The organism is Microbacterium sp. CFBP9023 (genome assembly GCF_034045055.1).
In the GTDB taxonomy this organism is placed as follows: domain Bacteria; phylum Actinomycetota; class Actinomycetes; order Actinomycetales; family Microbacteriaceae; genus Microbacterium.
In genome coordinates this window covers 207970-223236 of record NZ_JAXCWI010000001.1, presented here as the reverse complement: position 1 = coordinate 223236, position 15267 = coordinate 207970, and the positions used below count along the sequence as shown (strand labels likewise).

General features: G+C 68.0%; 16 protein-coding genes and 1 tRNA gene. 9 read left to right on the top strand and 8 right to left on the bottom strand.

Annotated features, from left to right (window positions below; translation table 11 throughout):
- Position 1 precedes the first annotated feature (1 nt).
- Together SOM10_RS01020 and lysA are read right to left on the bottom strand one after the other, a co-directional pair.
- Positions 2-1309 carry a homoserine dehydrogenase gene (locus tag SOM10_RS01020; RefSeq protein ID WP_053095745.1) on the bottom strand — a complete coding sequence of 436 codons (1308 nt, stop codon included), beginning with the start codon at positions 1307-1309 and terminating at the stop codon, positions 2-4.
- A 66-nt stretch (positions 1310-1375) separates the two neighbouring features.
- Positions 1376-2785 carry a diaminopimelate decarboxylase gene (gene lysA / locus SOM10_RS01015; RefSeq protein WP_320488014.1) on the bottom strand — a complete coding sequence of 470 codons (1410 nt, stop codon included), beginning with the start codon at positions 2783-2785 and terminating at the stop codon, positions 1376-1378.
- A gap of 150 nt (positions 2786-2935) precedes the next feature.
- Here lysA and SOM10_RS01010 point away from each other — a divergent pair, with 150 nt between their 5' ends.
- Entirely contained in the window at positions 2936-3991 is a 1056-nt protein-coding gene (locus SOM10_RS01010) for a YihY/virulence factor BrkB family protein (protein WP_320488013.1), read from the top strand.
- 7 nt (positions 3992-3998) lie between these two features.
- Here the strand turns inward: SOM10_RS01010 and SOM10_RS01005 are convergent, their stop codons facing one another.
- Positions 3999-4850 (bottom strand): DUF2993 domain-containing protein, encoded by an 852-nt coding sequence (locus SOM10_RS01005; RefSeq protein WP_320488012.1) that lies wholly within the window; start codon positions 4848-4850, stop codon positions 3999-4001.
- A gap of 38 nt (positions 4851-4888) precedes the next feature.
- Positions 4889-6553 carry an arginine--tRNA ligase gene (gene argS / locus SOM10_RS01000; protein ID WP_230100616.1) on the bottom strand — a complete coding sequence of 555 codons (1665 nt, stop codon included), beginning with the start codon at positions 6551-6553 and terminating at the stop codon, positions 4889-4891.
- A 70-nt stretch (positions 6554-6623) separates the two neighbouring features.
- Between argS and SOM10_RS00995 the strand changes: the two genes are divergently transcribed.
- Both SOM10_RS00995 and SOM10_RS00990 read left to right on the top strand, forming a co-directional pair.
- Complete coding sequence (locus tag SOM10_RS00995; RefSeq protein ID WP_320488011.1) at positions 6624-7433, top strand: SGNH/GDSL hydrolase family protein; 810 nt, start codon at positions 6624-6626, stop codon at positions 7431-7433.
- Positions 7434-7449: 16 nt separating this feature from the next.
- Positions 7450-7522 (top strand) — tRNA-Arg (locus tag SOM10_RS00990).
- A gap of 105 nt (positions 7523-7627) precedes the next feature.
- Here SOM10_RS00990 and SOM10_RS00985 read toward each other — a convergent pair.
- Both SOM10_RS00985 and SOM10_RS00980 read right to left on the bottom strand, forming a co-directional pair.
- Positions 7628-8185, bottom strand: a complete 558-nt coding sequence (locus SOM10_RS00985) for a YegP family protein (RefSeq protein ID WP_320488010.1) — start codon at positions 8183-8185, stop codon at positions 7628-7630.
- Positions 8186-8242: 57 nt separating this feature from the next.
- Entirely contained in the window at positions 8243-8464 is a 222-nt protein-coding gene (locus tag SOM10_RS00980) for a hypothetical protein (protein ID WP_320488009.1), read from the bottom strand.
- 106 nt (positions 8465-8570) lie between these two features.
- Between SOM10_RS00980 and SOM10_RS00975 the strand changes: the two genes are divergently transcribed.
- Together SOM10_RS00975 and SOM10_RS00970 are read left to right on the top strand one after the other, a co-directional pair.
- Positions 8571-8885 (top strand): hypothetical protein, encoded by a 315-nt coding sequence (locus SOM10_RS00975; RefSeq protein ID WP_072591100.1) that lies wholly within the window; start codon positions 8571-8573, stop codon positions 8883-8885.
- Positions 8886-9014: 129 nt separating this feature from the next.
- Positions 9015-9239, top strand: coding sequence for a hypothetical protein (locus SOM10_RS00970; RefSeq protein ID WP_320488008.1), 225 nt, complete (start codon positions 9015-9017; stop codon positions 9237-9239).
- A gap of 18 nt (positions 9240-9257) precedes the next feature.
- On the opposite strand, the gene SOM10_RS00965 is transcribed toward SOM10_RS00970, so the two are convergent.
- Together SOM10_RS00965 and SOM10_RS00960 are read right to left on the bottom strand one after the other, a co-directional pair.
- On the bottom strand, positions 9258-10865 hold the full coding sequence (locus SOM10_RS00965; protein WP_320488007.1) for a DHA2 family efflux MFS transporter permease subunit: 1608 nt from the start codon (positions 10863-10865) through the stop codon (positions 9258-9260).
- A gap of 63 nt (positions 10866-10928) precedes the next feature.
- Positions 10929-11720 (bottom strand): SDR family oxidoreductase, encoded by a 792-nt coding sequence (locus SOM10_RS00960; protein WP_320488006.1) that lies wholly within the window; start codon positions 11718-11720, stop codon positions 10929-10931.
- Positions 11721-11848: 128 nt separating this feature from the next.
- Here SOM10_RS00960 and SOM10_RS00955 point away from each other — a divergent pair, with 128 nt between their 5' ends.
- From SOM10_RS00955 to SOM10_RS00940, 4 genes are all read left to right on the top strand, one after another.
- Positions 11849-12346, top strand: a complete 498-nt coding sequence (locus tag SOM10_RS00955) for a MarR family winged helix-turn-helix transcriptional regulator (protein WP_320488005.1) — start codon at positions 11849-11851, stop codon at positions 12344-12346.
- 129 nt (positions 12347-12475) lie between these two features.
- Positions 12476-13432: an HAD family hydrolase gene (locus SOM10_RS00950; RefSeq protein ID WP_295101624.1), complete on the top strand. Its 957-nt coding sequence runs from the start codon at positions 12476-12478 to the stop codon at positions 13430-13432.
- Entirely contained in the window at positions 13429-14547 is a 1119-nt protein-coding gene (locus SOM10_RS00945; protein ID WP_320488004.1) for an AI-2E family transporter, read from the top strand. Before SOM10_RS00950 ends, SOM10_RS00945 begins: the two co-directional genes overlap by 4 nt.
- Positions 14544-15251, top strand: coding sequence for a potassium channel family protein (locus SOM10_RS00940; RefSeq protein ID WP_320488003.1), 708 nt, complete (start codon positions 14544-14546; stop codon positions 15249-15251). The genes SOM10_RS00945 and SOM10_RS00940 overlap by 4 nt, the downstream gene beginning before the upstream one ends.
- Positions 15252-15267: the final 16 nt, after the last annotated feature.

Below are 15267 nucleotides of genomic sequence, written 5' to 3'. Positions count from 1 at the left end.
GTCACTCGCCTTCCACGCGGAGCACCGAGACGACCCGCTCGACGACAGAGCTGGCGGCGAGTGCGTCGACCGTGGCGCTGAGCGCGGCGTCCGTGGCCCGGTGCGTGCCGATGACGAGACGAGCGGTGGGCTCGTCCTCTCCTTCGACCGTCTGCACCACGGTCGCGACGGAGACCGATCCGTCGCTGAGGATGCCGGCGACGGTCGCGAGCACACCGGGAGCGTCCGAGACCTCGAGGGTGATCTGGTAGCGGGTGGTGACATGACCGATCGGCACCACCGGGAGGTTGGCCCTGGTGGACTCCCCCACGCCGACGCCGCCGGCGATATGGCGTCGAGCCGCCGACACGACGTCTCCGAGCACGGCGGATGCGGTCTGCACGCCACCGGCGCCTGCGCCGTAGAACATGAGCGAGCCCGCAGCCTCGGCCTCGACGAACACGGCGTTGTTGGCGCCGTGCACCGACGCGAGAGGGTGCGACGTCGGCACGAGGGCCGGGTAGACGCGCACCGAGATCGACTCGGTGCCGTTGGCCTCGATGCGCTCGCACACGGCGAGCAGCTTGATGACGAAGCCGGCTGCGCGCGCCTCATCGATCATCGACGCGGTGATGGTCGTGATGCCCTCGCGGTACACGGCGTCGAGCGGAACAGCCGTGTGGAAGGCGAGGCTCGCGAGGATCGCGGCCTTCTGCGCGGCGTCGTATCCCTCGACGTCGGCGGTCGGGTCGGCCTCGGCGTATCCGAGACGCTGCGCGTCGGCGAGCACATCGGCGAAGTCGGCGCCCTCGGTGTCCATGCGGTCGAGGATGTAGTTGGTCGTGCCGTTCACGATCCCCATGATGCGCACCACGCGGTCACCGGCGAGAGAGTCGCGCAGCGGGCGGATGATCGGGATGGCACCGGCGGCGGCGGCCTCATAGTAGACGGATGCGCCCACGCGGTCGGCCGCTTCGAAGAGCTCGGGGCCGTGAGTGGCCAGCAGCGCCTTGTTGGCGGTCACGACGTCGGCACCGGAGCCGATCGCCTGCAGAATGCTCGTGCGGGCGGGCTCGATGCCGCCGATCAGCTCGATCACGATGTCGGAGCCGAGGATCAGCGATTCGGCATCGGTCGTGAACAGCTCTTTCGGCAGATCGGTCTCGCGCGGCGCATCGAGGTTGCGCACCGCGATGCCGGCCAGCTCCAGCGTGGCACCCGCCCGGTCGGCGAGCTCATCGCCGTGGCGCAGCAGCAGGGCGGCCACCTGGGAGCCGACCGCTCCGGCGCCGAGGAGCGCCACCCGAAGTCGTCGATACTCAGTCGTCATTGCATCTCTCCTTAGGAGGGTGGTTCAGTCGTGCTTCGTCGGGGACCGCGTCGTTCGTCGCGCGGATCACCCGTGGCTCTCGGGGGCCGCGACACCGACGTCGCGAGACAGCACGTCGGCGATCGTCTCACCGCGGACGATGACCGCCGATCGGCCGTCGCTCACAGCGACGATCGGAGGGCGAGGGACATGGTTGTAGTTGCTCGCGAGCGGCGCACAGTACGCACCGGTCGAGGGGACCGCGAGCAGATCGCCGGGAGAGACGTCGGCCGGAAGGTATTCATGGTCGACGACGATGTCGCCGGACTCGCAGTGCTTGCCCACGACCCTGCTGAGCTGCGGCGAGCCGATGCCGATCCGGGAGGCGAGTCGAGCCGAGAACTGCGCGTCGTACAGCGCCGTCCTGGCGTTGTCGCTCATTCCGCCGTCGACGCTGATGTAGCGCCGGGTCGCGCCCGAATCGAGCGCGACGTCCTTGGTCGTCCCGACCTCGTAGAGCGTCACTCCGGCGGTGCCGACGATGGCCCTGCCCGGCTCGAACGACAGCGCGGGCACGGCGATGCCTCGCGCGGCGCAGCCTTCGGCGACGGCGGCGACGATCTCGCCCGCGAGGGTCTCGATCGGCGTCGGGTCGTCGACACTCGTGTAGGCGATTCCGAACCCTCCGCCGAGGTTGAGCTGCGGAACCGGTCCGCCCTCGAGGAGAGTCGCATGGAGCTCGAGCACGCGCGACGCCGACTCGCGGAAGCCCGCGACGCCGAAGATCTGCGATCCGATGTGGCAGTGAAGGCCGGCGAACTCGATTCCCGGGATCTCCCTGATGCGGGCGACGGCCTGCTCGGCCTCGGGCAGCGGGAAGCCGAACTTCTGGTCTTCGTGGGCCGTCGCGAGGAAGTCGTGCGTCTCGGCGTGCACGCCGCTGATGACCCGCACCAGCACCCGCTGCACAGCGCCGGTCCTGGCGGTGATGGCCGCGAGACGCTCGATCTCGATCGCGCTGTCGACGATGATCGTGCCGATGCCTACCTCGACCGCACGCTCGAGCTCGGCGACCGACTTGTTGTTCCCGTGGAACCCCAGCGACGACGGAGAGACGCCGGCCGCGAGTGCGACCTCGAGTTCACCACCGGTGCACACGTCTACGTTGAGCCCCTCTTCGGTCACCCAGCGCGCGATCGTCGTGGTCAGCAGCGCCTTGCCTGCGTAATACACCCGCGCAGTCGTGCCGTGGGCGGCGGCGGCCGCGTCGAAGGACGAGCGGAAGGCGCGGGCCCGAGATCGCACCTCGTCCTCGTCGATCACGAGCAGCGGCGTGCCGTACGACTCCGCGAGATCGGTGGCGGAGATCCCCGCGAGCCGCAGCGCTCCGTCGTCACCGCGGACGGCGGACGCCGGCCACACGGCGGTGGGAAGATCATTCGCGTCGTCGGGCACGACGAGCCATTCCGGGGCGAGCGAGTCGGCAGGGGAAAGCAAGGAACACCAATCGTGGGACGGGTCTCGGGCGGATGCGCGCACTGCGAGGTTGCCCCCGATTCTAGGGCACCGTGCATGCCGCATCAGTCATGGTGACGCCCGGCGTCAACCCCCTGCGGACACATCCCACCGACTCCTAAGGTGGTGGAGATGAGCACCGAATCCGCAGCACCCGATGCCCGACGCCCCGGCTTGATCGCGCGCGTCAGCGCGTCGGCGATCCGCTGGGCTCTGACACGGCGCCCGGTCCGCGCGTTCCTGCTCTACTCCGAGCGGCGGGGCCCGATGCTCGCCGACAGCGTGACATACCGCGCTCTGTTCAGCGTCTTCGCCGCCGTGCTCCTGGGGTTCTCGATCGCCGCTCTCTGGCTCGCAGGCAATCCCGACGTCTGGAACGCGATCGTCTCCGCCGTGCAGTCCGTGGTGCCCGGTCTCATCGGCGAAGACGGCGTCGTCAATCCCGACGATCTCAAGGAGCCGATCTCGCTCTCCGTCGCGGGCGCCATCTCTACGGTCGCGCTGATCGGCTCGGCGCTCGGCGCCGTCGGATCGCTGCGCACCGCGGTGCGCGTCCTCGCCGGAACCGCGCATGCCGACGTGCTGTTCATCTGGGTCATGCTCCGCAACCTGCTGCTCGCGGCCGGCGTCGCCGTGCTGTTCGTCGCCGCAGCGGCCGTCACATTCGCCGGTCGGCTCGGGATCACGTGGATCAGCGGTCTGCTCGGCATTCCCGAGGATTCGCCCGCGGCATCCTGGAGCATCCGGATCGTCTCCCTGGTCGTCGTGCTGGCACTCGACACGGTGCTCATCGCCGGGGTGTTCCGTCTGCTCTCCGGGCTGCGCCCCGCAGCCCGCTCGCTCTGGATCGGGTCCCTCATCGGCGGAGTCGGGCTGCTCGTGCTGCAGGAGCTGTCCGGCCTGTTCATCGGCGGCGCGACGAGCAACCCTCTCCTCGCCTCCTTCGCCACCCTGCTGGCGCTGCTCATCTGGCTCAATCTGTCGACCCAGGTCATCCTGATCGCGTGCGCCTACATCGTCACGTCGGAGGAGGAACGCAAGGACCGGGTGCACGCGCGGTTCGGCGCGACGACCTTCCCCCAGCGACGTGTGCAGCGCGCCGAAGCGGAGGTCGCGCTGGCGACGTCCGAGCTTCGGGAGGCGCAGAAGGCCGAGCGCGAGGCCCGTCTCGGAACCGACCAGGACTGAGCCCGTCTCAGGGGCAGGTGCCCTTCCCGAGCAGGGTCTGATCGGTCGCGATCGCACCGTCGACGTCGACGTCGATCACAGCCTCCGATCCGTCGATCTGGAGGCCCGTGAGGGTGATGCCGGCGGGAAGCTGGTCCGCGATGCAGATGCGCTGCGTCTGAGTGAGCTGCTCCCCCAGAGCACCGAGACTCGAGCCGACCTGATCCGCGTCGACCTCGAGTCCGCCGACGGTGAGGCCGACAGGAGTGAGCTCGAGATCTCCCTCGGCCACCCCCGGGGTCACCGTGAGCGATACCGGGATGGCGAGGCCGAGAACGCTCACCGAACCCGCGACCGTCGCGTTCGGCGATTCGAGCGTGACCGTGTCGATCGGCAGCTCGGTGTTCGAGAGCAGGGACGTGAACTGGGACTCGTCGATGCGGATCGTGCCGGATGCGGATGCGAGGTCGCCGCCGCGCAGCGGCACGCCCGTGGCGGTGACGTCGACGGCGCCCGTGATCCCCTCCAGCGTGACCGAGTCGGTCGAGAGATGCAGGGTGTCCAGCGTTCCGCCGATCAGCTGCGGGATCAGGATGCCTTCGGCTTCGACGGCGAGCTTCTGGTCGGCCGGCAGGTCGAGCTGCTCGATCACCATGCCCCGCACGATGCCGGGCAGGACAGCGCGCGCGATGAGCTCCGCAGCGACGGCGAGAACAGCGAGAACGACCACGACGATCAGCAGCACCCAGGGCCAGCGCTTGCGCGCGCGCTTCGGCGGTGTGGCACCGGCATCCCCGCCATCCTTCCCACCCGGGATCACGAGCGTCGGATGCTCGGAATCCGCGGACGGGTAAGGAAGGGTGTGATTGTCGTCGCTCATGCTGCCATCCTGCCCTACGGCACGGACGACGGCAGAGGTCACATGCGCTCGGGAGCGGACACGCCGAGCAGGTCGAGGCCGTTGCGGAAGACCTGCCCTGCGGCGTCATTGAGCCACAGACGCGTGCGGTGCACGGTCTCGATGGGGTCGTCGCCCTGCGGGATCACGCGGCAGTTGTCGTACCAGCGGTGGTACAGGCCGGCGAGCTCCTCGAGGTAGCGCGCGACGCGGTGCGGCTCGCGCACCTCGGCCGCGAACGCCACGATGCGAGGGAACTCCTGCAGAGCGCCGAGCAGAGCGCTCTCGGTCTCATGCGTGAGCGTCTCGGGCGCGAACTCCGAGCGATCCACACCCGAATCGGCGGCATTGCGGGCCACGTTGTGCGTGCGGGCATGCGCGTACTGCACGTAGAACACCGGGTTGTCGTTCGTGCGCTTCTGCAGCAGCTCAGGATCGAGAGCGAGCGGCGAGTCAGCAGGCGAGCGCTCGAGCGAGTAGCGCAGCGCATCGGTGCCGAGCCATTCGCGCAGATCGTCCATCTCGATGATGTTGCCCGCACGCTTGCTCAGCCGCGCTCCCCCGACCGAGACCAGCTGACCGATCAGCACCTCGACGTTCTTCTCGGGGTCTTCCCCGGCGGCGCCGGCGATCGCCTTGAGGCGGTGGACGTAGCCGTGGTGGTCGGCTCCGAGAAGGTACAGCTTGTACTCGAAGCCGCGGTCACCCTTGTTCAGGTAGTACGCGGCGTCGGCGGCGAAGTACGTGTACTCGCCGTTGGAGCGACGGATCACGCGATCCTTGTCGTCACCGAAGTCGGTGGTGCGCACCCAGACTGCACCCTCGTCGTCGAACACGTGTCCCTGCTCGCGCAGGCGGTCGACGGCGCGATCGACGAAGCTGACGCCGTCCGCGTCCTTGGCGTGCAGCGTGCGCTCCGAGAACCACACGTCGAAGTCGACGTTGAACTTCGAGAGCGACTGCTTCTGCTCCTCCAGCTGGAAACCGTAGGCGAGCTCCCGCGTGACGACCACCTGCTCGTCACCGGAGAGCTCGAGCAGGTCCGGACGCGCCGCGAGAACACGAGCGGCCAGATCGCCGATGTAGCTGCCGGCGTACCCGCCCTCGGGAGTTGGTTCGCCCTTGACGGCGGCCAGCACCGAATTCGCGAAGCGCTCCATCTGCACTCCGGCATCGTTGATGTAGTACTCCCTCGCGACCTTCGCGCCGGAGGCCGCGAGCACCCGGGCGATCGCGTCGCCGAGCGCCGCCCAGCGAGTGTGGCCGATGTGCAGCGGCCCGGTCGGGTTCGCGCTCACGAACTCGATGTTGATGCTGTGACCGGCCTGCGTGTCGTTGTGCCCGTACTCGGCGCCGGCTTCGACGATGAGCTTCGCCAGCGCGCCGGCGGCAGCCGCGTCGAGGCGGATGTTGATGAAGCCCGGCCCTGCGACCTCGGCGGTCTGCACGCCATCCACCTGCGCGAGGCCGTCGGCGATCTGCTGCGCCAGCTCGCGCGGGTTCGTGCCGAACGGCTTCGCCAGGCGCATCGCGATGTTCGAGGCCCAGTCGCCGTGGTCGCGGTTGCGCGGACGCTCGAAGACGATGTCCGACGCGGACAGCGAGAACGGCTCGCCAGGACGTCGTTCCTCGGCGATCGGTGCGAGGACGGCGAGGAGGGCTGTGGCGAGCGATTCAGGGTTCATAGGCCTCCCAGTTTACGGCGCGTCACGCGCCCGAATTTGCGAGGGCGGATTCGTGATCTACAGTCATGCCATGAAGGCCGCATCCGCCCGCTATCGTCTGCCCGTCGCGGGCCTCGCCGTCGCAGTGATCCTGGCGGTCGCGGCAGTCATCCTCGGCGTGTGGCGGCCCTGGGTTCCGATGCCGTCTTCGGCACCCGTCGGTGCTGCGGCGGCCGCGGACGAATCAGTGGCGATCGCGCCGGTTCCCCTTCTTCTTCCGGAGCATCCGACCGTTCTCGTGTTCGGCGACTCCTGGACCCACGGCTCGGCCGCGACCGAGCCGACCCTCGGATACGCCTATCAGCTCGCAGACCTGATCGGCGGACGGACGATCGTCGACGGAGTCCGCGGCAGCGGTTACCTCAAGCCCGGACTCGATGGCCCGGCCTTCGGTGTGCGCATCGCCGCTCTGGACCCGACACTCACCCCCGACCTGATCATCCTCCAGGGGTCGATCAACGACCGGGCGCAGGGCGAGGCCGGATACCGCGAGGCGGTCACCGCCGCGTGGGATGCCATGGCGGCGAAGTATCCGGAGGCGTCGATCGTCATTCTGGGGCCGGCGCCGCACGAACTTCCCGTGGGCGCTGAGACCGCGCGCATCGACGCCGATCTCGGTGAACTCGCCGCCGCTCGCGGATGGTGGTACATCTCCCCCGTCGCACAGAACTGGATCACCGACCAGAACTACCTGTCGGTCATCGACGTCGAGATCGGCCGCAAGCATCCGTCGACCGATGGTCACCGCTACCTCGCCGAGAAGCTGGCCGCAGCGCTCGGCGAACTGGGCGACGCGCCGGTGACCGAGGCCGGTGGGTCGGAGACCACTCCCGAGCAGTGATATTGTCGATCGGTACGCCTCCGTAGCTCAGTGGATAGAGCGCCGGTTTCCGGTACCGTAGGTCGCAGGTTCGACTCCTGTCGGGGGCACACACGGGTCACGCGCCGCATGAATGGAATTCGCACGCGGAGTCCGAGATATCGAGAAAGGCCGCCTGGTTCCAGGCGGCCTTTCTCGTCGCGGTCACGGCCCACTTACTCCGGCGACTCGCTGCCGAGTTCACGACGGGCCAGTTCGAGCGAGCTCATCGCGGCAGCCTCGCTGGAGTGCCCCTCGCTGACGGCCAGGTAGTGGCCTCCCGTGCTCTTGAGGCGCCATCGGTAGTCTCCCGACACGTCGCGGTAGACCTCGAACCGACCCTTCGGCCCTGGCTCCACTCTGCCGAGCGCAGCGGCGACCGCCGGGTTCCTGACCTCCGCGAGGATCGTCGCGCGCAGCTGCGCCGCCGGCGCCTCAGCCACCCTCGTGAGAGACGAGAGGATGCTCACCGCGGTCGCCCGATCCTCGTCCGTGACCCACCGCTCGCGCGCGAGCGCCTCGATGAGCGTGAGGCCGCTCGCTGCCTCCTTGAGATCGGAGCTGAACGCGAGCGCGTGTGCGTGCTCGAATCGGCGCGACCACTCCTGACGAGCATCCGTGGCTCGCTGGGTCCGCCTCGTCAGCATGAAGCTGACGACAGACCAGATCAGTCCGACTCCTGCCACGCCGGCCGCGATGATCGCGGCGAGGAGTGTCGCGCCGGAGTCCGTCATGCCCACACGATAGCGCGCACCGACCGAGCCGGGACAAGGATTCCGTCCGCCTGACTCCTAGTCGTAGCTGTGGTGCACATGCCACCCGTCCTCACTCTGGAAGACGTCGAACACCAGGGAGTGGCCCTCGTCATCCGTGCCCTGGAACCGCCATCCGTACAACCCTCGCTCCGACTCCGGCGCCGCTGACCAGATCGAGTCCCGGAGTCGCGTGGGCGTGTCGGAGACCTTCCACCGACGCCCGGCGAAGACCATTCGCGACGGGATGTCGTCGACCATCCATATAGTCGCAGGCAGATGAGCAGGAGCTGGTCGCATGAGTCGAGAATAGAACAAATCTTCGAATCTTGCTACCGTTGTCACTGGGCCGGAGAAGGGAGCCGGCATGGGCACGAGCAAGCGCCTGGCAGCCCACTACGACATGCGCTCTCAGCATCAGACCATCCTCACCGCAGCGCGCGCCGGCGCGCTTCAATCCCTGACGGAGCGCGAGCTGGCGCTCCGGGAACAGCCCGTCACGATCTATCCGCAGCCGTATCGTGCGGTCCGCGCGTGGGTGCGCTTCGGGCCCGAAGCGGTGCGGGTCGATGCGAAGCTCGCGCGGTCGACACCGTTGGCCGCAGGCATCGAATTCCGGGCAGGCGACCGGACGTTCCGGTGCTGGGTGTGGGGCAATGCGGTGACCGTCGATGAGGGCTAGCGAGACCGACTTCGGAGCACAGGCTCTCGATGCCGGAACAGAAGTTCGTCGGGAGACCTCCTGCGCGCCATCGGCCAGCTATCGAGCCACTGGACTCTGACGGACGAGCAGCACGCCACTCTGATCGACATGCTCGTCGATGCGCGCGGGCTCACGGTGCTGGGTGAGTCGCACGACCGGCTCGGCCGAGACGTGGTCGGGCTCCGGGTGAGCGATGAGGGGACGTCCTACGAGAACACCCTCCTCATCTCCGAGGACACCGGCCGGATCACAGGCATCGAGAACGAGCTGACGAAGCCGATGGAGCTCATCCCGGCCGGCGTCGTCGGCTACACGATGTGGGACATCGAGTAGCCCCGGTACTTGACGGAATCAGGCGGCCGACGTCGCGTCGGGCTGGTCTTCACGTCGGGTCTTGGCGGTCGCTCCGAGGGAGATCGTCGACAGGAGACCGAGGGACAGGAACCCTGCCGCCGTCCACGCCGCGAAACGCGTGCCGTCGGAGAACGCGGCCTTGGCGTCGTCGGCGATGTCAGCCGTCTCGGGCTGCGCCTCCAGTCCGCTGATCGCTCCGCCCGCACTGTCGACGACGGCCGACACGATCTGATCACGCTGCTCGGCCGGGAGTCCCCGAGCGTCGAGTGATGACGCGAGTATCCCCGCCGTGCTCGTGAACAGCACGGTGCCGAGCACTGCGACCCCGAGCGCTGCACCGAGCTGTCGTGACGTCGACTGCGTGCCCGAAGCCGCGCCGCTGTCGTCGACCGGCACATCGGCGAGCACGACGCCGGTCAGCTGAGCGGTGGCGAGGCCGACACCGAGGCCGTAGACGAAGAGGAACGGGATCAGCGGCACCCACGACGCATCGGGGGCGATGACGAAGCCGACTCCGGCGACGCCGATGATCTCGGCGATGAGGCCCGCACGGACGACCCACACCGGAGCGATCTTTCCGCTGGCCGCCCCCGCGGCACCGCTCGCGACGAAGGATCCGAGGGCGAGCGCGAGCAGCAGGAGTCCGGTCTGCAGCGCATCGAAGCCGAGGACGAACTGCAGCCACAGGGGCAGAGCGAGGATGATGCCGAACTCTCCCAGCGACACGACTGTCGCCGCGATGTTGCCGTTGCGGAACGAGGGGATGGAGAACAGACGCAGAGCAAGCAGCGTGGACCTGCCCTGCCGCTCGCGATGCACACCCCATGCGATGAACGCGACGAGTGCCACGATCGCCAGCGCGAAGGCGAAGGGGATCGGAGAGACATCGAGCGGCCAGGCCCAGTCGCCGATCTGCGGACGTTGGTCGACGAGCCACCAGCCGTACGTGCGCCCCTCGATGAGGCCGAACACGAGGCTGGCCATGGTGATGACCGAGAGGATCGCCCCGACCACATCGATCTTCGACCTCCGGTCGCTGCGCGACTCCGCCACCGTGAGCAGCACGCCGATGACGATGATGATGCCCAGCGGGATGTTGATCCCGAACGCCCACCGCCAGGAGAAGGCAGTCGTCAGCCATCCGCCGAGCAGCGGTCCCACAGCGGCCATTCCGCCGATCGTCGACCCCCACACCGCGAAGGCGATCCCCCGCTCGCGCCCGCGGAAGGTGGCGTTGATGATCGACAGCGTGGTCGGCAGGATCATCGATCCGCCCACTCCCTGGGCAAGACGGGCGAGGATCAGCATCCCGCCGTCCGGAGCGAATGCAGCGAGCACCGAGGATGCTGCGAAGACCACGACTCCGATGATCATCACGCGCCGACGCCCGAACCGATCTGCGAGGCTGCCGAACACGAGCAGCAGCGCGGCGAACACCAGCGTGTACGCCTCCTGCACCCACTGCACTTCGGTGGAGGTGATGCCGAGATCGTCGACGATCGCCGGAATCGCCACATTCACGATCGTCGAGTCGACGATGATCAGCGAGACCGCGATGCTGATGAAGACCAAGCCCACCCAGCGCAGGCGAATGTAGCGTTCCATGACTACTAGCTTAGCTAGCAATAAGCGCGGCGTGCGGTTTTTTCAATCTCGAGGTGCACCCGGCTACAGCATCGCGGTGAGCACTCCCCCCTCCGCCCGCAGCGCCGCGCCGTTGGTAGCCGATGAGCGAGGACTGGCGATGTAGGTCACCAGACTCGCGATCTCATCGGGCTCGATGAACCGCTCGAGCAGCGTTGTGCGGTTCTGACCGATGATGGAGCCTTTCATCACCTCGGGCGGAAGGGACTGCGCCTCTGCCACGGCCGCAACGCTCGCCGCCACCCCGTCCGAATACGTCGGCCCTCCGAGGATCGTGTTCACGGTCACCGCGGTGCCTCTGGTGCGCTTGGCCAGCCCGCTGCCGAGAGCGGCCATCGCGGCCTTCGTCGTGCCGTAGTGCACCATGTCGGCGGGGATGTTCACCCCGGACTCGCTGCTGATGAAGACGACACGGCCCCACCCCCGCGCGAGCATGCCTGCGAGAAGGTGGCGGGACAGCCGGACTCCGCTCATGACGTTCACCTCGAAGTAGCGAGTCCAGTCGTCGTCCGTGATCGTCTCGAACTCGGCAAGGCCGAAGATTCCCACATTGTTGACGAGAATGTCGACGTCGCTCAGGGCCTTCGTCAGGCGCTCCACCTCTTCTCTCCTCGCGAAGTCCGCCGCCAGTCCCGAGACCGTCGAGCCGGGGTGCTCCGCACGCAGTCGCCGGACCGCCGCATCCACACGCTGCTCATCACGTCCGTTCACCGTCACGTCCACGCCTTCGCGGGCGAGCGCGGAGGCGATCGCGAACCCGATGCCCTGCGTCGAGCCGCTGATGAACGCCGTCTTCCCGTGCAGCTGCAGATCCATGGCGCTTCCTCTCCTCGACGCACACGCGTCTGTTTACTTGCTTGGGTAAGTTAACCGTAGATCCTGGGGCTTGCTCAGGCAAGTTCACCGATAACCATCTCCAAGGCACGATGACCTAGTCTGAGGTCATGTCAGAGCAGCCGGACGCCTCCCCCCTGACCACGGAACAGCTCGAGATCTGGGCATCCGTCGCCACGCTCATCGAACGACTGCCGACGGCACTCGACGCGCAGCTGCAACGCGACAGCGGTCTGACGCACTTCGAGCACGGCATACTGTTCGCTCTCGACTCGGCGCCCGAACGATCGCTGCGCCTGAGTGTGCTCGCCGGGTACGCGAGCTGCACCCTCTCGCGCCTCTCGCGGGCGATCACCCGTCTCGAATCGAGAGACTGGGTGCGTCGCGTCGCGGACCCCGATGACGGGCGCTTCACGCTCGGAGTGCTGACGGCGGCGGGACACGAGAAGGTCACACGGTCGACGCCCGGCCACCACGCTCTCGTGCAGCAGCTCGTCTTCGATGCGATCACCGCCGCGCAAGCTCGACAGCTCGCGACGATCAGTCGACGGATCTCGTCGGCTGTCGGGCCGGACTCCGGCTGGAGCCCCACGGCAGCAGCCGGCTGAGGCCCGAGCACGGCTGCGCTCCCTCGCCCGAAGCGGGTGACGGGGTCTCCACCGCGCGCTCGGCCGGTGTCAGGATGGGCCGACGAACGGCCTGCACGACGCACCAGTATCGAGAGAATCGAGAGCGCGATGGACGACCCGGCACAGCTGCGATCCTGGAACCAGGGCGCGACGCGCGACGCGATCGAGCGCTTCGTCCTGTCGGTCACGGAAGGTGCGGACGCGGTTCCCGTCGAAGACCGCATCGCCGTGTTCGACAACGACGGCACCCTCTGGTCGGAGAAGCCCATGCCGACGCAGCTCCACTACGTCGTCGAGCAGTGGCGTGTGGCCGCCGAGCTCGACCCGGAGCTCGCGCAGAAGCAGCCGTACCGCGCCGCCGTGAGCGGTGATCTCGCGTGGCTGGGCGCGGCCATCGACAAGCACTATTCGGGTGACGACTCGGATCTGGGCGTGATCCTCCAAGCCCTCGGCGGACTCACCGATGGCGTCAGCGTGGAGAAGTACGCCGAGTCGGTGGCGGAGTTCTTCGCGACCGCGACACATCCCGTGCTGCAGCGACGCTACGCCGACGCGGTCTATCAGCCGATGGTGGAGCTGCTCCGGTATCTCGAGCAGCACGGCTTCACCTGCTACATCGTGTCAGGCGGCGAGCGCGATTTCATGCGACCCATGACGCAGAGCAACTACGGCATACCGCCGGAACGCGTCATCGGCTCGGCGTTCGGGCTCGGCTACGACGCGGAGAAGGCGGTGGTGCGCTACGCGCCGTCCTTGGCGTTCTTCGATGACGGGCCGGAGAAGCCCGTGCGGATCTGGAGCAGGATCGGACGCCGACCGCTCTTCGCGGCCGGGAACTCCAACGGCGACATGCCGATGCTCGATTTCGCTCGCCGTGGCCCCCGTCCGGGCCTGGCCCTGCTGATCCACCATGACGACGACTCCCGCGAGGACACTCCGTACGATGCGGGTGCCGAGACGGCTCTCGCGAGCGCCGTCGACGCCGGTTACATCGTCGTGAGCGTGCGAGACGACTGGGAGACGGTGTTCCCGGGCGTTTCCGGATCACCCGCAGACGTGCCGTGAGCACCCCCCGCGGCGCCGGCACCCACGTCCTCGTGGTACTGGCGTGCGCGACGATCGCACTGGCGGGAGCATGGCTCCTCCGCGACGTGATCGCGCCGCTCGCGGTCGCTCTGGTGGTCGTCGTGATCTGCAGCCCGGCGAGCAGCGCTCTCGTCCGGCGCGGGTGGCCGCGGGGACTCGGCGTGACGGCGATCATCATCCTCGCCTACTCTGTGCTGCTCACGATGGGCGCACTGGTGTGGATCGCCGGAGTGCAGTTCGTCGATCTCCTCGGCGACCTCTCCCCCGGCGGCGATCTCACGCATGTCGCATCGCAGCTCGACAGCTGGGCCGCTCTGGGCACCGGAGCCCCGAGCTCGGACTCCGGTGACGCCGCGCGCATCGTCGTGCCCGCTCTCGTCGCCGTCGCCCAGGGCGTGAGCAGCGCCGTCCTCGGCATCGCCGTCGCTCTCTTCCTGGTCTGCGCCTACGTGGTGGTGATGGCGGTGGATGCCGGACGCTACCAGCATGCGTCGACCGTGTTCGGCGCTCACAAGGCAGAGACGATCGCGCGCATATCGAGGCTGAACACGAACATCCGGCGCTACTACGTGGTGAACACCGTGTTCGGCGCCATCGTCGCGACGCTGGACGGCCTCGCGCTCTGGTGGCTGGGAGTGCCGGCCCCCGTCCTCTGGGCCGTCCTGGCCTTCGTGACGAACTTCATCCCCAACATCGGATTCGTCATCGGACTCGTGCCCCCGGCGATCCTGGCCCTCGCGGTGGGTGGGTGGCCGCTGCTTCTCGGCGTGGTGATCGTGTACTGCGTCGTCAACGTCGTTCTGCAGGTGTTCGTTCAGCCGGCTTTCGTCAGTGATGCCGTCGGGCTCAGCGTCACGCTGAGCTTCTTCGCCGTCGTTTTCTGGACCGTGATCATCGGACCGGTCGGTGCTCTGCTGGCTGTGCCGCTGACTCTCCTGGCGCGCACTCTGCTTCTCGAAGGCAGTGACGACACCCTCTGGCTGCGCTGGGTATCGGGAGACCGCGGCGCTCGCCCGTCACCGGCGACCAGGGATGGGCGCGTCGTTCGTCGCATCCCCTGGGATTCACGCCGAGTCCGACGGTGGTCGCGGTGACCGACGACATGACCGGCACCGCCCGAGACGAGCCGCAGGGTGCGCGGGAGACGCTGCAGCGCTGGGAGTCCGCTGCGACCGTTCCCCTCACGGTGCTCGGCCTCGGCTTCATCGTCGCGTACTCGGTGATCGTGCTCGTGCCTGGCCTTCCAGACTGGGTACGCCTCGTGCTCGTGGTCGAGATCGCGATCACCTGGCTCGCATTGGTCATCGACCTCATCGTGCGAGTGGCGCTCACCTCGGCCGGGAGCCGCGTCGCATTCCTGGTGCACCATCCCGTCGAAGTCCTGTCCGTTGTCGTCCCCCTGTTCCGAGCGTTCCGCGTCGTCGAGCTCGCACGCGGCCTCCCCTATTTCCATCGCCGCACCGGCGACGCGGTCCGGGCGCAGATCATCACCTTCGCCCTCGCGTACACGGTGCTCTTCGTCTACTTCATCTCGCTCGCCACCCTGCAGGTGGAGCGCGGCGCCCCTGAGGCGACGATCATCGACTTCGGCACGGCGATCTGGTGGGCGTGCGTCACCATCGCGACAGTCGGCTACGGCGACACCTACCCGGTGACGACTCTCGGACGGGTGTACGCGGTGTGTCTGATGATCGGCGGCATCGCGATTGTGGGCACCACCTCGGCGCTCGTCATCTCGTACATCGGAGACCGGGTGCGACGGATAACCCACCGCGACGAGACCCGTGAGCAGCTGTGACCGACACGACGCTCCT

Bases quoted from the DNA above. Each gene is read 5' to 3' on its own strand.
- SOM10_RS01020 (WP_053095745.1), bottom strand. From the start codon at position 1,309: ATGACGACTGAGTATCGACGACTTCGGGTGGCGCTCCTCGGCGCCGGA.
- SOM10_RS01010 (WP_320488013.1), top strand. From the start codon at position 2,936: ATGAGCACCGAATCCGCAGCACCCGATGCCCGACGCCCCGGCTTGATC.
- SOM10_RS01005 (WP_320488012.1), bottom strand. From the start codon at position 4,850: ATGAGCGACGACAATCACACCCTTCCTTACCCGTCCGCGGATTCCGAG.
- argS (WP_230100616.1), bottom strand. From the start codon at position 6,553: ATGAACCCTGAATCGCTCGCCACAGCCCTCCTCGCCGTCCTCGCACCG.
- SOM10_RS00995 (WP_320488011.1), top strand. From the start codon at position 6,624: ATGAAGGCCGCATCCGCCCGCTATCGTCTGCCCGTCGCGGGCCTCGCC.
- SOM10_RS00985 (WP_320488010.1), bottom strand. From the start codon at position 8,185: ATGACGGACTCCGGCGCGACACTCCTCGCCGCGATCATCGCGGCCGGC.
- SOM10_RS00980 (WP_320488009.1), bottom strand. From the start codon at position 8,464: ATGGTCGACGACATCCCGTCGCGAATGGTCTTCGCCGGGCGTCGGTGG.
- SOM10_RS00975 (WP_072591100.1), top strand. From the start codon at position 8,571: ATGGGCACGAGCAAGCGCCTGGCAGCCCACTACGACATGCGCTCTCAG.
- SOM10_RS00970 (WP_320488008.1), top strand. From the start codon at position 9,015: ATGCTCGTCGATGCGCGCGGGCTCACGGTGCTGGGTGAGTCGCACGAC.
- SOM10_RS00965 (WP_320488007.1), bottom strand. From the start codon at position 10,865: ATGGAACGCTACATTCGCCTGCGCTGGGTGGGCTTGGTCTTCATCAGC.
- SOM10_RS00960 (WP_320488006.1), bottom strand. From the start codon at position 11,720: ATGGATCTGCAGCTGCACGGGAAGACGGCGTTCATCAGCGGCTCGACG.
- SOM10_RS00955 (WP_320488005.1), top strand. From the start codon at position 11,849: ATGTCAGAGCAGCCGGACGCCTCCCCCCTGACCACGGAACAGCTCGAG.
- SOM10_RS00950 (WP_295101624.1), top strand. From the start codon at position 12,476: ATGGACGACCCGGCACAGCTGCGATCCTGGAACCAGGGCGCGACGCGC.